The organism is Methylomonas sp. LW13, assembly GCF_016865255.1.
In the GTDB taxonomy this organism is placed as follows: domain Bacteria; phylum Pseudomonadota; class Gammaproteobacteria; order Methylococcales; family Methylomonadaceae; genus Methylomonas.
Window position 1 is genome coordinate 1,136,701 of the sequence record NZ_CP033381.1, and the last position, 14,543, is coordinate 1,151,243.

General features: G+C 52.5%; 16 protein-coding genes. 4 read left to right on the forward strand and 12 right to left on the reverse strand.

All coding sequences use genetic code 11. The features are described 5' to 3' along the window. Nucleotides 1-39: 39 nt before the first annotated feature. The 9 genes from JL719_RS05055 to gshA all read right to left on the reverse strand — a co-directional run bounded on the left by JL719_RS05055 (nt 40) and on the right by gshA (nt 6,875). Nucleotides 40-522, reverse strand: coding sequence for a cytochrome P460 family protein (locus JL719_RS05055; RefSeq protein WP_174843446.1), 483 nt, complete (start codon nt 520-522; stop codon nt 40-42). A 239-nt stretch (nt 523-761) separates the two neighbouring features. Continuing rightward, complete coding sequence (gene fae, locus JL719_RS05060; protein ID WP_033157100.1) at nt 762-1,310, reverse strand: formaldehyde-activating enzyme; 549 nt, start codon at nt 1,308-1,310, stop codon at nt 762-764. Between the two features lie 52 nt (nt 1,311-1,362). Beyond that, on the reverse strand, nt 1,363-2,019 hold the full coding sequence (locus JL719_RS05065) for a pyridoxamine 5'-phosphate oxidase family protein (protein ID WP_033157099.1): 657 nt from the start codon (nt 2,017-2,019) through the stop codon (nt 1,363-1,365). Nucleotides 2,020-2,148: 129 nt separating this feature from the next. Then, entirely contained in the window at nt 2,149-2,835 is a 687-nt protein-coding gene (locus tag JL719_RS05070; protein ID WP_051670071.1) for a DUF4336 domain-containing protein, read from the reverse strand. A 184-nt stretch (nt 2,836-3,019) separates the two neighbouring features. Continuing rightward, nucleotides 3,020-3,259 carry a hypothetical protein gene (locus tag JL719_RS05075; RefSeq protein ID WP_033157098.1) on the reverse strand — a complete coding sequence of 80 codons (240 nt, stop codon included), beginning with the start codon at nt 3,257-3,259 and terminating at the stop codon, nt 3,020-3,022. A gap of 328 nt (nt 3,260-3,587) precedes the next feature. Continuing rightward, entirely contained in the window at nt 3,588-3,968 is a 381-nt protein-coding gene (locus JL719_RS05080) for a hypothetical protein (protein ID WP_129871350.1), read from the reverse strand. Between the two features lie 4 nt (nt 3,969-3,972). Further along, nucleotides 3,973-4,422, reverse strand: a complete 450-nt coding sequence (locus JL719_RS05085; RefSeq protein WP_033157096.1) for a hypothetical protein — start codon at nt 4,420-4,422, stop codon at nt 3,973-3,975. 139 nt (nt 4,423-4,561) lie between these two features. Next, entirely contained in the window at nt 4,562-5,284 is a 723-nt protein-coding gene (locus JL719_RS05090; protein ID WP_033157095.1) for a phosphoadenylyl-sulfate reductase, read from the reverse strand. 4 nt (nt 5,285-5,288) lie between these two features. Next, the gene (gene gshA, locus JL719_RS05095; RefSeq protein WP_033157094.1) at nt 5,289-6,875 is read right to left on the reverse strand and encodes a glutamate--cysteine ligase; all 1,587 of its coding nucleotides are present in this window, start codon (nt 6,873-6,875) and stop codon (nt 5,289-5,291) included. Between the two features lie 241 nt (nt 6,876-7,116). On the opposite strand from gshA, the gene recQ reads away from it, so the two are divergent. Continuing rightward, on the forward strand, nt 7,117-9,249 hold the full coding sequence (recQ, locus tag JL719_RS05100) for a DNA helicase RecQ (protein ID WP_033157093.1): 2,133 nt from the start codon (nt 7,117-7,119) through the stop codon (nt 9,247-9,249). Here the strand turns inward: recQ and JL719_RS05105 are convergent. Genes JL719_RS05105 through JL719_RS05115 form a run of 3 tightly spaced genes read right to left on the reverse strand, consistent with a single transcriptional unit; the run spans nt 9,218 to nt 10,425 of the window. Further along, nucleotides 9,218-9,682 carry a DUF1249 domain-containing protein gene (locus tag JL719_RS05105; protein WP_033157092.1) on the reverse strand — a complete coding sequence of 155 codons (465 nt, stop codon included), beginning with the start codon at nt 9,680-9,682 and terminating at the stop codon, nt 9,218-9,220. The genes recQ and JL719_RS05105 overlap by 32 nt on opposite strands. A gap of 2 nt (nt 9,683-9,684) precedes the next feature. Beyond that, the gene (locus JL719_RS05110; protein WP_033157091.1) at nt 9,685-10,089 is read right to left on the reverse strand and encodes a 6-pyruvoyl trahydropterin synthase family protein; all 405 of its coding nucleotides are present in this window, start codon (nt 10,087-10,089) and stop codon (nt 9,685-9,687) included. Nucleotides 10,090-10,125: 36 nt separating this feature from the next. Further along, nucleotides 10,126-10,425, reverse strand: coding sequence for a PilZ domain-containing protein (locus JL719_RS05115; RefSeq protein WP_033157090.1), 300 nt, complete (start codon nt 10,423-10,425; stop codon nt 10,126-10,128). 249 nt (nt 10,426-10,674) lie between these two features. On the opposite strand from JL719_RS05115, the gene JL719_RS05120 reads away from it, so the two are divergent. From JL719_RS05120 to JL719_RS05130, 3 genes are all read left to right on the forward strand, one after another. Continuing rightward, on the forward strand, nt 10,675-11,688 hold the full coding sequence (locus tag JL719_RS05120) for a tryptophan--tRNA ligase (RefSeq protein ID WP_033157089.1): 1,014 nt from the start codon (nt 10,675-10,677) through the stop codon (nt 11,686-11,688). 108 nt (nt 11,689-11,796) lie between these two features. Further along, nucleotides 11,797-12,555 carry a YdcF family protein gene (locus tag JL719_RS05125; protein WP_033157088.1) on the forward strand — a complete coding sequence of 253 codons (759 nt, stop codon included), beginning with the start codon at nt 11,797-11,799 and terminating at the stop codon, nt 12,553-12,555. A gap of 91 nt (nt 12,556-12,646) precedes the next feature. After that, on the forward strand, nt 12,647-14,464 hold the full coding sequence (locus JL719_RS05130) for an ABC transporter ATP-binding protein (protein WP_033157087.1): 1,818 nt from the start codon (nt 12,647-12,649) through the stop codon (nt 14,462-14,464). Nucleotides 14,465-14,543: the final 79 nt, after the last annotated feature.

The following is a 14,543-nucleotide window of genomic DNA, read 5'->3' on the forward strand; positions in this document are numbered from 1 at the left end:
GCAATAGTTTGCGTCTCTCCCGAGGATCAGCTTTAGAGACTAAGGCCGATATTGCGAGAACACGTAATCGGTTTTTTGCTCCGATGCATGGCAGGCAAAGCAAGAAGTGCCGCCGTCTTTCACCAGCCGTTCGGTTTTGCTGTTGCCGGCAAAACCTTCAAAGCCCCAGCCGCCGGTCGCGGCAAATTTTTTCGCGTCTTTCAGCATCACGCCCACCAGCTTGCGTTCGCCTTCCTGGATGGTTTTATCCTTTTCCTGATATTGCAACAAGTCGAACACCAACACCGAGCCGTCTGCGTACTTACCGGTTTTCAAACCCGCTTCCGCTTGTTTATTGGCGTAGACATGGTGCAAGCCTTGAAACGGATTCTCCAGGGCGTGGCCGGGTTGAATCAGCATGCTTTTAGCGTGCAGCCAGTTGCGATAGCCCTCCGGAAACGGTACGGCCTGATCGGCCGCAAACGCGGTAAAGGCAACTGTGCCTAGCAGGCCCGCCATCAACAACGAAATGCTTTTTTTCATGATCGTATCCCCCATAAAAAGTAAAGACCCTATAATTTCGAATCGAAACTATAGGGTCTTTTTAAGCGGGTTTGCGGATTTTGTCAAACAAATAGTGATGCGCTATTAGTTTGCTTGGCGAAGCGCGGCTGAATAGTAGGTGCGGTGTTAAGCGGGAATGGCGGTTAAGACGAAAGCAGGGGAGGGAAAGATGGCGTGGCGTTGGGCTGCAAAGGCTTGCAACCCAAGTGACCAGCTAATTAAATCTTACCGTCCAACCCCATCTGAAAATATTTATGGGTGATTTTTTCTTGGTTTTCCAGCAGCCAATCAATATCCGGCGTGTTGGTCATGGCTTTATGAATGGCTTTGGCCATGGCCTCGCGGTGGATGTTGAACAAAATTTGATGATCCAGCTTGTCATCTTTGATCACGCTGGGATTCAACCATACCGAGCAAATAATCCCCAAGTCGTTGGCTTTTTCTTTGGGAATATCACCCGCGCGCACGGCATCCAATACGCCGTTAGCAATCGCTGCCTGCACGGTGCCCATTAAAATATTGGTATAACGGCTGTTCTTGACAGTGACCTTGCTGACCATCAGCGTGACCGGGCGCACCTGAATATCGGTATTTAAAATCGCGAATACCCGGGTGTGGCCCTGAACTTGATCGCCGGTTAAAGTGGCAATCGCGGTGCCGACCGGTCCGTCCAGTTCGCCGATGATGATTTCCGGTTCTGCCGCCGTACCGGCTGGGCCGCCCGCTACCAAGGCTTCGCCGGTGCGCATAATGATTCTTTCGCTCATGTGGGTCTCCAAATGTATGTTGAGGTTAGTAATTTTCCGGAGGGAGGGGGAGCTAGGCGTCACGGCTCAACACCATCGCCCCGTATTCTTCCGGTGTGATTATGCCGCCCAGACTTTCTGCAGCGTGACTATCGCAAGCCGGCAACACATCCTGCACCGCATCAATACGCTTCCATTGCGGCAACGGCGTGTCTTGATGGGCTTGCGGCACGTATTTCGAGCTGGCAAGCCGGCTCATGCGGTGGATATAACGCGGACAGTTGATGAATATCTCGCTAATCGCCACCCGCACCATCAGCTCGGCGCCAGGGTATTCGGCCAGCAGCGGATCGTTGGCTTCAATGCGGGCGTCGCCATGCACCCGAATCCGGTGCGGGGTTTCGAAGTCGATGAACAGCATGCCGATTTTCGAGTTGCCGTTGATATTGCCCATCGACAAAAACATGCCATTGCCGTCGTAACTGGGGAACGCCAGTTCCTGGGGATTAACCACCTTCACCAAGCCGGGATTGCCGCCCTTGTAAGAGCAAGTCGGGTAACCGCGCTGGTCTATCGTAGTCAGAAAGAAAAAATCCCGGCTCTCAATAAACGGCTGATGCTGCTCGCTGACTTGCTGTTCAACGATCATTTGTTCCAAACGATCCGCGAGCTTGACGGTGTCGTGTTGAGATTGCAATTGGCGGTGCTGCGGGCTGTAAAAGTCGCTCATGGGCGATGCTCCTTGATGGGATGGTGCGGCGATTCTAACAGGAATGCTGGTTAGTCAGGTTTTGCGGTTGCAAGAAACGGAACGCCTGGTCGGATTGCTACGAGGAGCGTGGGAACAATAAAAAACGCCTTATTTTCTCAGCCAATTGAACGCCGCGCTTAATTTGCGTTTGGCGTCGTTTTCGATGATTCGGTCATGAGCCAGCACAATCCGCTCAACATCCAACGCCAGCAGCGCATCGACCGAGCGCGCCAATGCGGTTTTATCTTTAACCAACAGTTTCATGGTTCGCGACATTGCCAGTTGATCGTAGACGCCGAGCAGTCTCGCTACAACGCGCGCTAATCCGATGTGTTCAGCGCCGAAGCAAAATAGCAGGTCGGTAAGAATCAAAGTACCCGTTGTGCTGTGAAACCAAGCCGTCTCGTTAATGATGGGTAGGCCTTCCACAAATACGGGGATTAATTCGGTCGTCCAGGCCGGCTTTTCCAATGGTGACAGCACCGGGTAAGCGCTAAGGTCCGGCCGCTTTTCCGCTAACCCTGGCGCGATATAGCCTTCGGCATTCGGGAACGCCTTCATGAATGGCGTAAAAAACAGGTGGTGGCTCTTGTTCGGTGCCAGCACATAACGCACTGGGCCGATTTCGGCAATTTCAGTCACCAGTTGGGCTGACGGCTCGATCGGCGAATGCACCCAAATCGATCCGTCCCGCAGTTTGACGAAAGTGGCTCTGGTGCTTAGATTTAACGGACCGAATTGAATGGCTTGCTGTGCATACCAGATTTGGCCGGGAACGAGAGTTTTTAGGACCACTTGAGCTTGGGGGGCTGGGTAAATCTGGATATGCTAAAAGACGAAAAGTACGATGTCAAAGCCTTGAATGGACTAGAAGAGTTAGTCCGCGTGGGCACAAAAACCGTGCCCACCCTACGCAGCTGGTTTTACAGTTGGATGACGCAGAGCGTATGAACGATAAATTAAAGTTAAGTTAGTCTATTCAAGAAAGTAGCTTCAAAAACATGACCACGGTGAATACCAAATTAACCCCGATTGTCCACTTGAGCGTCTTAAACTCCTGTTCCGTGTAGATTTGATATTTCAGCATCTGTTTCTGTACAAAATGCAGACGGTTTTCCTTGCTGTGCTGTTGGATGGCTTCCACAGCTTTGAATGCTTTACACTCGCTGACGCCAGCATTTTTAAGCAGTTCGTAGACTTCTGTGGCGATCTTTGACATGTTTTAACTCCGAAATCGTGCAGGGTTTTCTCCCGTATGCCGCGCCGAGTACCGCAGCTTTCGCCGGGAACAGCCCGAAGGGGCGATGCAGGGATGCATCGCGTTGCCGAAGGGGCAGGAAGCCCCTTTCGGCAACCCCCGGCGAAAGCGAGGAACGCAGGGCATAAGCGGCATCCGGGTGTCTTTTCTTTTGGATACTTTTCTTTGGACAAGCAAAGAAAAGTATCTCGGCTGTCGGTCCGAGAACCGACATTAAATTCAGCTTCGCTTTAGCGAAACATATTTCGAAGGAATGGATCGTATATGGCATTTATTAAGACATTTTGCTCTAAATTTCATCATCTAGGAGATCATCCAAAAGGTTATCAATTCCCGCAGATTTCTCTCTTACTGTATTCATCAAATCAATTAAAGCAGGCGAGTGGTCAGCACATTCCCATAGAACTCTGTCTTGGGCATCAAGGACAGCAAATACAATTCTTTCAGACCAGTAAAAAGACTCATTTTCAGGGTAGAAACTTTGATATCGTTGCTGATAAATTGCAACATATTTGTCTTTGTATTTTGCTTCAAAATATATTGGAACAATATCATCTGTACCTCTTGTGATAGAACTAGGAGGGTCTTTTATATTCCATTGGATTTTATTTTCATTGGTAAATCTAATTAATTTTGTTACCAACTGGGTTGCTTTGCTATGAAAACTCATTATGTCAATCCCATTGAGAATCTTTGACTAATTGTTGAAGGCTTGTGACTACAGTATTTAGATCAGTATATAGACTCCAGCCCTTATCTTCTGTAATTTCCGAAATACTGGATTTGAATACCATATATTTTCTAGGTTGAAGTTTCCTTAGAAATTCGTTAATTTTCTTTTGTTCTTCAATAGGTAGTTTAGTTTTGATATTTTCAAGTAGGGCTTTAACTTTTGCAAACATTTCTAAGGCTGGTCGTTCATTCGTAGACCAAGTTTTAAGTCTATTCGAAATCTCGGATGTGGCTTTTTCCAACTCTTTGGTAATAGTCGGAAGTCGAGCTCTACGCAAGAATGATCTACGAATGGTACGCGCCTCAAAAAATAGAAAAATAGTGATTATTAGACCGATAATAGAGCTTATCGAGCTAATATCTATAATCCATTGGGGGAGTAAGCTGTTCAACTAATTTGTCTCCAAGAACGCCTATTTGTTAATTGTAAAAATGCTAATTATCACAGTTAGAGGGGGCAGAATTAGGTAGCCGAGTTTTGTCAAAGTGATTAGCCAGAGATGCCAATCGGCTTACTCATGGCTCCATAGATTACGGCTTAACATTCCCCCCATGCAACCCACATTCCTTCTTCGCTGCATCCTCCCACCACCAACGTCCCGCGCGCTCGTGCTGATTAGGTAAAACCGGCCGGGTGCAAGGCTCGCAGCCGATGCTGATATAGCCGTGTTGGTGGAGTTCGTTGAACGGTACCTGATAGGCTTCGATGTAATCCCACACCTGCGCGGATGACCAGTTCAGCAGCGGATTGAATTTAATTAATTGTTTGCCGGGGCCGGAGAAGCCGGCGTCCAGTTGCACTTCCGGGATGTCGCCGCGGGTGTCCAGGCTTTGGTCTTTGCGTTGGCCGGTGATCCAGGCGTCCAGTGTTGCTAGTTTGCGTTTTAAAGGTTCGACTTTGCGGATGCCGCAGCATTGTTGGTGGTTGTCTTCGTAAAAGCTGAACAGGCCTTTTTCTTTGACAAAGGCATCCAGCTGCTCGCGGTCCGGGCTCAAAATGTCGATGCAAATACCGTAATGCTTACGCACTTGTTCGATAAAGCGGTAGGTTTCCGGATGCAGGCGGCCGGTGTCCAGCGAGAATACTTGAATGTCTTTTCTGATTTGCAAGGCCATGTCGATCAGCACCACGTCCTCGGCGCCGCTGAAGGAAATGGCGATGTTGTCGAAATGGGCCAGCGCGGCTTTTAAGATCGTGCGCGGATTTTTACCTTGCAGCTCGGATTGGGCGGTGCTTAAGTCGAATTCAGTCATGGATTTAGCTCTGGGCAAAGTAACGGGATAAATACTCATCAAAGTCCAACTTGTCGTTGGCTTCGATGTCGGCTTGTTTTTGCAGGGACGCGGCAGCCATGTCCTCGAACTGCCTTTGGGTTTCATCGTCCAGCGGTTCGGCGTTGAAATAATGTTTATGCAAGGCCGAGGTATTGCTGGCAAAGCAGCCAAATTCCTGGCCATTTTCACGCATGCAGGCCAGGATGCGGGCTGACGGCGTCAAGGCCGGATTGTCAACGACCGCCAACTGGTGTTGCAAAGCCAGTTGATAGGGGCGTTCCAGGCTGCCTCTGTCCAGCACCGCGCAGATCGGTTGCATGGCGTACAAGATGCTGTGCGCCCATTGCTGTAAGGTGACGGTTTCGCCGTTGCGGTTTAATTGCAAACCGGGGCGGCGGCCTTGATTGGCGACCAGCAATTGGTTGCTGTTGTTAACCTGGAATTCGTCCGGGCCTTGCGGCGGGCTGTCCTGCAATAAACAATACAGTAAGAAGGCCTCGACAAAGCGGGCGGTGCTTTCGTCGATGCCGATCGGATTCAGCAGATTCAAATCCAGCGAGCGCATTTCCACATACAGCACGCCGCGCCGTTTCAGCGCCAGCGTCGGCTTCTCGCCGGATTTGGCGATCTGCTTGGGGCGCATGGTGCTGTAAAACTCGTTTTCGATTTGCAGAATGTTGGCGTTCAGCTGTTGGTACTCGCCGTCCACTTTCACGCCGATAGCTTCGTAGTCCGGATAAGGGGTGTTGATGGCTGCGCTTAGGCTGTCCACGTAGCCGTCCAGCGAGTTGTAATCGATCTTCAAGCCCGCCTGGTTCTTGCTCTTGTAACCGATGTCGCTCATGCGCAGCGAGGTCGCATAGGGGTGGAACACGGTGTGCTCGTCAAACTCCTTGAATTGCTCCATCAATTGCGGGCGGCTTTTGAAAAAAGTTTTGCAAATCGCCGGCGAGGCGCCGAACAGATACAAAATCAACCAGCCTTGGCGGTGGAAGTTACGGATCAAACCGAAATAAGCGTTGGAGATAAAGTCTTCCAGGCCTACCGTGCAGCCGCTTTGCTGGTACAGCGCCGGCCACAACGCTTCCGGCACCGAATAATTGAAATGGATGCCGGCGATGGCTTGCATGGTGCGGCCGTAACGGTGCCACAAACCTTTACGGTAAACGTGCTTCATCTTGCCGATGTTGGATTTGCCGTACTCCGCGATGGGGATGCTCAAGTCGCCGTCGATACCGCAGGGCATGCTGGTGGCCAGCAGCATTTCCTCGCCTAGATGCGGGTAGACAAACTGGTGGAGCTGGTGCATGTAGTCCAGGGTTTGGCGGATGTCGGCAAACGGCGGAGTGATGAATTCCATCAGCGCTTCCGAATAATCGGTGGTGATGTAAGGGTGGGTCAATGCCGAACCGAGCGCCGTGGGGTGAGGCGTTTGGGCGATCTCGCCATGCTCGGTGATGCGCAGGCTTTCTTTCTCGATGCCTTTCAGGCCTTGTTTTAACAGGTATTGTTGATCGTTATCGATCAAATATTTAAGACGGTCGGGTAAACGGCAGTAAGTAATGAGCATAGAAAATTAGGCGCCTTCCGCGGCTTGGGTAAGCGCGGCATTATATAGGGTGGATTTTGAATTGTTGAAATCGGCGTGCTGTACATTGAATTAAGGAGATTGGGGATGTGCGTTACTATTTCAAGGCGTAGAAGGCCGTAGCGGATTTCGCATGGATCGGGCGGTTGCGGATGATGGCCTGATCTATGGTCTAATACCTCGACAACTTTTTTGCCGGTTTAGATTTAGCAAGTAATGATTTATGACCAATAACCCCGCCCTGCAAACCCTGCGTAGCGTGTTCGGCTACGACAGTTTTCGCGGCCAGCAGCAACAGATTATCGAACAATTGATCGGCGGCCGGGATGTGTTGGTATTGATGCCGACCGGCGGCGGCAAGTCCTTGTGCTATCAGATTCCGGCCCTAGTGATGGACGGCGTCGGCATCGTCATTTCGCCGCTGATTGCGCTGATGCAAGATCAGGTCAGCGCCTTGCATCAAGTGGGCGTGCGAGCGGCCTATTTAAATTCGACGCTGGCGCTGGAGCAGGTGCGCGAGATCGAACAGAAGTTGCAGAACGGCGAGTTGGATTTGCTGTACATTGCCCCTGAGCGCTTATCCAACGCCAGAACCCAGGCCTTGTTCGCCCGCTGCAAGATCGCTTTGTTTGCCATCGACGAGGCGCATTGCGTATCGCAATGGGGCCACGATTTTCGCGCCGATTATTTGTTGTTGTCGGTGTTGCACGAACAGTTTCCGCAAGTACCGCGCATCGCTTTAACCGCCACAGCGGACGAGCGTACCCGCCAGGAAATCATTACCCGGCTGGCGCTGGAACAGGCTCAGGTGTTCGTCAGCGGTTTCGACCGGCCGAATATTCGCTATCGGATCATTCAAAAAGACAATGCCCGTCAGCAATTATTGACCTTTATCCGCAGCGAACACCCCGGCGACACCGGCATCGTTTATTGCTTGTCGCGTAAAAAAGTCGAGGAAACCGCCGAGTGGCTGAACGGTAAGGGCTTGAAAGCCCTGCCGTATCATGCCGGCATGGAGCATAGAGAGCGGCAGAAGAATCAACACCAGTTTTTGATGGAAGACGGTTTGATCATCGTCGCCACCATTGCTTTTGGCATGGGCATAGACAAGCCTAACGTGCGCTTCGTGGCGCATCTGGACTTGCCGAAAAGCGTGGAAGCCTATTATCAAGAGACGGGCCGGGCCGGCCGCGACGGCCTGCCGGCCAACGCCTGGATGGCTTACGGCTTGCAGGACGTATTGACGCTAAGGCAAATGCTCGGTTCATCCAATGCCGACGAGGCGCACAAGCGGATTGAATTGCACAAACTGGATGCGATGCTGGCCTTGTGCGAAATGGTCAGTTGCCGGCGGCAGGCGCTGCTTGGCTACTTTGGTGACGTTCTGGAGCAGGGCTGCGGCAATTGCGATACTTGCCTGGAGCCGGTGGAAACCTGGGATGGCAGCGTTGCCGCGCAGCAAGCCTTGTCGTGCATCTATCGCACCGGCCAGCGTTTTGGCGTGACCTATTTGATTGATGTGTTGCTGGGCAAAAGCGACGACCGGATGCGCCAGTTCGGCCATGACAAGCAGTCCACCTTCGGGATCGGTAAAGCGCTGGACGAAAAACAATGGCGCTCGGTGTTTCGGCAATTGGTCGCCAAGTCTTTGGTGGAAATCGATTTCGAAGGTCACGGTAGTTTGAAATTGACCGACGCCTGCCGGCCGGTGTTGCGGGGTGAGCAAACTTTGATGTTGCGCAAGGATGCGCAGATCGCCAAGACCCGCCGCGAAAAACCCGAAAAACGCCAACCGGGTGGCGCGGCGGACAGCGCCTTGTGGAATGCTTTGCGAGCCAAACGCAAAGAATTGGCCGACGAGCAGGACGTGCCGCCCTATGTGATTTTTCACGATGCGACTTTGATGGCGATGGTCGATGCTCGGCCGCGTAATCATCAGCAATTGAGCATGTTGTCCGGTATCGGCCAACGCAAACTGGAATTATACGGCGATGAGTTTTTGGCGGTGTTAGCCCAATTCGACGACGAGCCGCCGGTGTCAGCCACCGACACGGTTGCGGAAAGTCTGGATTTATTCAGATTGGGCTATAGCGTCGAGCAAGTGGCGAAACAGCGTGGCCTGAGCGAGGACACGATTTACAATCACATGGCCAAAAGTCTGGAACTGGGGCTGGTGGCGCTGGGCGATGTGTTGAGCTTGTCGCCGGCGGAAGTCAGTGAAATCGAAGCGGTGTTGTTAAGCTTGCCGGAAGAACAACGCAATGCCTTGAAGCCGGTCTACGAGCAACTGGGCGGCGCTTACAGTTACGGCGTGTTGCGTTGTGTCAGAGCGGCTTTACAGCAGCAGCTTGGTTGAGTTTGTCGTGCGTGAAGCGGTAATCAGTCTTAAGGCAATGATCCAGCCACTTTTGCAGGAAATAGTTTAAGCGCCATTTGTAGTTTCTGATTTCCACTAGACTGCCGGGATCTTGGTAAACCTTATCGACTGTCGGCCGGTCAATGTCGCGCAGCACTTCCGCCAATTGCGCATCCAGATAAATCCGAATTTTCACCGCCGGCACGATGTGCTCTGACAGTTGTTGGTCGAAGCAATGGCTAAGTTCTATCGTCAAGGTGTAGGGGTTACGCTCCAGCACTTGCAGATACAGCGCCGGTTTGTTTTGAGTCAGGCCGACGGCGGTTTTATCAAAAGAGCGCAGATTCGGAATCAGCCTGAACAACTTCTGATAATTGGATTCGCAGATCTTTTCCAGGCAGAGTGCGGTGTTGACCGGTTGCACCAAGCTCATGCTTAGTCTTCCCGATAGCAAGCATTGGCGCTGGCGGTTTCCCACAACACCACTTGATCGACATTAAAGCCTTGTTGTTTGACGTGCTGGTAAATCATCTTACTCAGTACTTCGGCGGTGGGATGTTCGTCGATTGCCAAAAACTGTTCGTGGTTGGCGACCAGGGCCGGGATGATAGGGTCGTCTTTATGCAGTAAAAAGTTGTGATCCAGCACCTTATTGATAAAGCCATCCACGCAGTCTTTCACGTCGGAAAAATCGCAGACCATGCCTTGGTCGTTTAGGCTGTTTTGTTTGATGGAGATGCTGGCTTTGACGCTGTGGCCGTGCAAGTTGCGGCACTTGCCCGGATGGTTCATCAGGCGGTGGCCGTAGCAAAAATAAACTTCTTTGGTGATGATATACATAGCGTGCTACGTCCTTGTCAGGAGCGGGTGTTGTCCTTAATTGCCTTTAATGCTTTTGATTGATGCGGCTATTTCAAAGCTGCCGTCGCCTTGTTTGACGCTACGCACCACTTCGATGAAGGCCGTCATCGGTGGGGTGATTTGGGTTTTCGGCATGATGCTGACTTCCATGGCTAAACCGACATCGAACGGCCGGTTGGCAATAAACGATACGCCGGCGCCGCTCAGCGTTGTGCATTTACCGGTACTGACCTCGCTGGAATCGGCCAGCTTATAGGTAATGTCACAGTCCACATCCATACGGATGTAATCGCGTTTTTCATCATGATTCAGCATTGGCTTCCCCCGATTCGGATTGGCAGTGGTTGGGTAAAAAATCAGTCGCAGGGAGTTTACTATAAAAATCCGTGGCTCTGGTTAGGAAATAGTGGCTCATATCGCCCGAATCAGCGGATTTTTTGGGCGGGCTGTGACGCAGTTGGCATCCAGGCAATTGCCAGGTTCGGCGGTTTTATTGCCTGACTATCCCAGGCTATTTGTGTAAAATTCCGCCACTTTTTCATTACAGACAGCGCAGGCAGCAGCATGAGTAAATCCATTGTCCTTACCGGTATCACCACCACCGGCACGCCGCATCTTGGCAATTACGCCGGGGCGATCCGGCCGGCGATCAATGCCAGCAAAGACGAGCAGGTCAGACCGTTTTATTTTCTGGCCGACTACCATGCGCTGATCAAATGCAACGAGCCTGCCAGGGTCAAGCAATCCAGCCTGGAAATCGCCGCGACCTGGCTGGCGCTGGGATTGGATACCTCCAACGCGGTGTTTTACCGCCAGTCCGATGTGCCGGAAATTCTGGAACTGACCTGGATGCTGACTTGCGTGACCGCCAAGGGCTTGATGAATCGCGCCCATGCTTATAAAGCCGCCGTCGCCGAAAACGAAGAAACCGAAGGCAACGATCCGGACAAAGGCATCACGATGGGCTTGTTCAGTTACCCCATCCTGATGGCCGCCGATATTTTGATGTTCAACGCCAACAAGGTGCCGGTGGGCAAGGATCAAATCCAGCATATCGAAATGGCCCGCGACATCGCCAGCCGCTTTAACCATATTTACGGTGAACATTTTGTCTTGCCGGAAGCGGTGCTGGACGACAACGCCGCTACCTTGCTAGGCCTGGATGGCCGCAAGATGAGCAAAAGCTACAACAACACCATCCCGTTGTTCGAGCCGGAAAAGAAACTGCGGAAACTGATCAACAAGATCAAAACCAACTCGCTGGAACCGGGCGAACCCAAGGATACGGAAGGTTGCACCTTGTTTGGTATCTATCAGGCCTTTGCCAATCACCACGAAGTCGAAGCGATCCGCCAACGCTACGCCGAAGGCATAGGCTGGGGCGAGATGAAGCAGGTGTTGTTCGAGAAAATCAACGATGAAATCGCCCCGGCTCGCGAGCGTTACGAAGCCTTAATGGAAGCGCCGGAGCATATCGAGCAGCAATTGCAGGAAGGCGCCGAGAAAGCCCGTGCCATCACCCGGCCGTTTATCAATACCTTGCGGGAAGCGGTGGGGATTTCCAGATTGGCGATATAACCGCGCTAAGCCTTTAGAGACGCAAAAACCTTGCGTCTCTAGTTCACTCCCAATGTGGTTTGTCTATAGCCATATTGACTAATACTTGCTCAAGGATGATCGTGTCCCATGTCCATCATCGCTATCTACGTTATCAAGCTGCTGTTGTTGCCGCCAACCTCTTTGGCGATGCTGGCGCTGGTTGGCTTGCTTTTGCGCAAGCGTAAATGGGGAAAGAACATGGCGATAGTCTGTCTGGCACTGTTGTGGTTATTGAGTTTGCCGATTGTGGTTAAGCACTGGGCCATGCTCTGGGAAAGGGTTCCGCCTCTTTCTACCGAAGCCGTGCAGCAATTTAAACCGCAGGTCTTGGTGGTGATAGGAGGCGGCATCGAAACGTCAGCGCCGGAATATCCTGGGCAGGTTACTTTACATGTCAGAACCTTGCTGCGTGTGCGCTATGCTGCCAAGTTGGCCGGGGAGCTGGGTTTGCCGATTTTGGCTTCCGGGGGCGGTATGCTGGAGCCGGATGAAATTCCCGAAGCGGATTTGATGGCGCAAACCTTGGAGAGCGAGTTTAAAACTCCAGTGGCCTGGCGGGAGCCGCGCAGCAGCAATACTGCCGAAAATGCCCGTTTCAGTCGCGAGCTGTTGAATGAGTTAGGTATTAATAAGATTGTCCTGGTCACCCAGGCCTACCACATGCCGCGAGCTGCTTTGGAGTTTCGTAAAGCCGGTTTTGAGGTCTTGCCGGCGCCAACGGCCTTTATCGGTCACGCAGGCAAATCCCGCTGGCTGGATTGGTTGCCGTCTCCAACAGCTTGGTCCAACAGCTTCCTGCTGGCCCACGAAATGGTCGGCATGTGGTGGTATCGAATGCGTTACTGATATAACGCTGCTCCACCTGGCCCGTTCATCAACGGCGCGGCCGCCGGGCAATTGGCTATAATGGCAGGCCGCTTTCTTACTTGACGCCATCATGTCCAAATCGCCCACCAAGGAAGGTCTCCGCCGCGCCGCGGACGCACCGCCATTACCCGCCAACCCCTGGCGTTTTATCCTGTTTTGCTTGAAGCCGTTCCGCTGGCTGTTGCTGTTGATGCTGATACTGGAAACCGGCCAAGCAGCCGGCAGCATCTTGGTGCCGTATGCGATTAAAGCCTTGATGGACGCGGTTGCTAGTCAGCCCGTGCCGGTTGTTGATTGGCTGGAGACTTTCAAACAACCCTTACTATTGCTGGCCGGCCTGAATCTGGCGGAGATTATTTTCAGCCGCAGCAGCGGCGCGGTGCTGATCATCATGGGGCCGCGCTTGCGGCAGGGCACGGCAAGGTCCTTGTTCGCTTATCTGCAAAACCACGCGCCGCGCTACTTTGGCAACCATTTCGCCGGCGCGCTGGCGCATCGCATCAGTGAAACGGCGATGAGCGTCAATCACACCACCTGGTCCATCATCTGCGATTTCTGGCCGATCGCGGTGACGTTTACGGTGTCAGTCACGCTATTGCTGGGCGTGCATCAAGGCCTGGGTTTATTCGTGGCCGCCTGGGTGCTGCTGTACGTTTTGATCTCCTATTGGCTGGCCACCCGTTGCCAACCCTACGCCCAGGATTTTGCGGCCACCCGCAGTATGGTCAACGGCAAGATCGTTGATGCCGTGACCAATATTCTTAATGCCAAGCTATTCGCGCGATTGCAGCACGAACGCGCATATCTTGACGGTTTTTTGGATACCGAACTAAAAAGCGCCCGCCGCACCTTTTGGTATATGGAGCGGGTGCGCTGGTTTCAATTTACCGCTGCCGCTATCTTGAAAATCGGCACCATCGGCTACGCCTTGCAACTGTGGCAGGCTGGCGAAATCAGTGTCGGCGCCTTTGCCATGAGCACCGGTTTGGCGATTTTGGTGATCGGCGATGCCCGCAATTTGAGTCGACGTTTTCTGGAGTTTTTTGAGTACGTCGGTAACGTCGCCAATGGCGTGGACACCATCATCCAAAGCCACGAAATCATTGACGTGGCGGACGCCAAGCCCTTGCAAATCAACCAAGGTCGCATCGAATTTAAAGACGTTTGCTTTAGCTACGAGCCGGGGCGACAAGTGTTCGATCATTTGAATGTGGCGATAGAGCCGGGGCAGCGGGTGGGCTTGGTCGGTTTCTCCGGCTCCGGCAAATCCACCTTTGTGAATTTGATCCTGCGCAATTTCGAACCGCAAACCGGGCAAATCCTCGTCGACGGCCAAGATATTTTGTTGGCTACCCAGGATTCCTTGCATGCGCAAATCAGCCTGATTCCGCAAGATCCCAGCCTGTTTCACCGCAGCCTGAAAGAAAACATCGGCTACGGCAAACTGGATGCCGACGACGCGCAAATCAGCTTCGCCGCCAAATTGGCGCACGCCGAGGAGTTTATCGCCGCGATGCCGGAAGGCTATGAATCACTGGTCGGGGAGCGCGGCGTCAAACTCTCAGGCGGCCAACGCCAGCGCATCGCCATCGCCCGGGTGATGCTGAAAGACGCCCCCATCCTGATCCTGGACGAAGCCACCTCCAGCCTCGATTCAGTCACCGAAAAAACCATCCAGGAGAACCTGGAGCGGGTCATGGGCCGCAAAACCGTCATCGCCATCGCCCACCGCCTGTCCACCATCGCCCATCTGGATCGGGTGCTGGTGTTCGATCAAGGCCGTATCGTCGAGGATGGCAGTCATCAGGAATTGTTGGCTAAGCAGGGTTTTTATTACCGGCTGTGGACGATGCAGGCGGGTGGGTTTTTACCGGATGAGGTGGTTTAGTTGATTGAAATTGGAAATCAAAAGGGTGGGCTATGCTGTTGTGCCCACCGTTTCATCGGTGCAAGGTTAGTTCCGCGTA

Bases quoted from the DNA above. Each gene is read 5' to 3' on its own strand.
- JL719_RS05055 (WP_174843446.1), bottom strand. From the start codon at position 522: ATGAAAAAAAGCATTTCGTTGTTGATGGCGGGCCTGCTAGGCACAGTT.
- fae (WP_033157100.1), bottom strand. From the start codon at position 1,310: ATGAGCGAAAGAATCATTATGCGCACCGGCGAAGCCTTGGTAGCGGGC.
- JL719_RS05065 (WP_033157099.1), bottom strand. From the start codon at position 2,019: ATGAGCGACTTTTACAGCCCGCAGCACCGCCAATTGCAATCTCAACAC.
- JL719_RS05075 (WP_033157098.1), bottom strand. From the start codon at position 3,259: ATGTCAAAGATCGCCACAGAAGTCTACGAACTGCTTAAAAATGCTGGC.
- JL719_RS05080 (WP_129871350.1), bottom strand. From the start codon at position 3,968: ATGAGTTTTCATAGCAAAGCAACCCAGTTGGTAACAAAATTAATTAGA.
- JL719_RS05090 (WP_033157095.1), bottom strand. From the start codon at position 5,284: ATGACTGAATTCGACTTAAGCACCGCCCAATCCGAGCTGCAAGGTAAA.
- gshA (WP_033157094.1), bottom strand. From the start codon at position 6,875: ATGCTCATTACTTACTGCCGTTTACCCGACCGTCTTAAATATTTGATC.
- recQ (WP_033157093.1), top strand. From the start codon at position 7,117: ATGACCAATAACCCCGCCCTGCAAACCCTGCGTAGCGTGTTCGGCTAC.
- JL719_RS05105 (WP_033157092.1), bottom strand. From the start codon at position 9,682: ATGAGCTTGGTGCAACCGGTCAACACCGCACTCTGCCTGGAAAAGATC.
- JL719_RS05110 (WP_033157091.1), bottom strand. From the start codon at position 10,089: ATGTATATCATCACCAAAGAAGTTTATTTTTGCTACGGCCACCGCCTG.
- JL719_RS05115 (WP_033157090.1), bottom strand. From the start codon at position 10,425: ATGCTGAATCATGATGAAAAACGCGATTACATCCGTATGGATGTGGAC.
- JL719_RS05120 (WP_033157089.1), top strand. From the start codon at position 10,675: ATGAGTAAATCCATTGTCCTTACCGGTATCACCACCACCGGCACGCCG.
- JL719_RS05125 (WP_033157088.1), top strand. From the start codon at position 11,797: ATGTCCATCATCGCTATCTACGTTATCAAGCTGCTGTTGTTGCCGCCA.
- JL719_RS05130 (WP_033157087.1), top strand. From the start codon at position 12,647: ATGTCCAAATCGCCCACCAAGGAAGGTCTCCGCCGCGCCGCGGACGCA.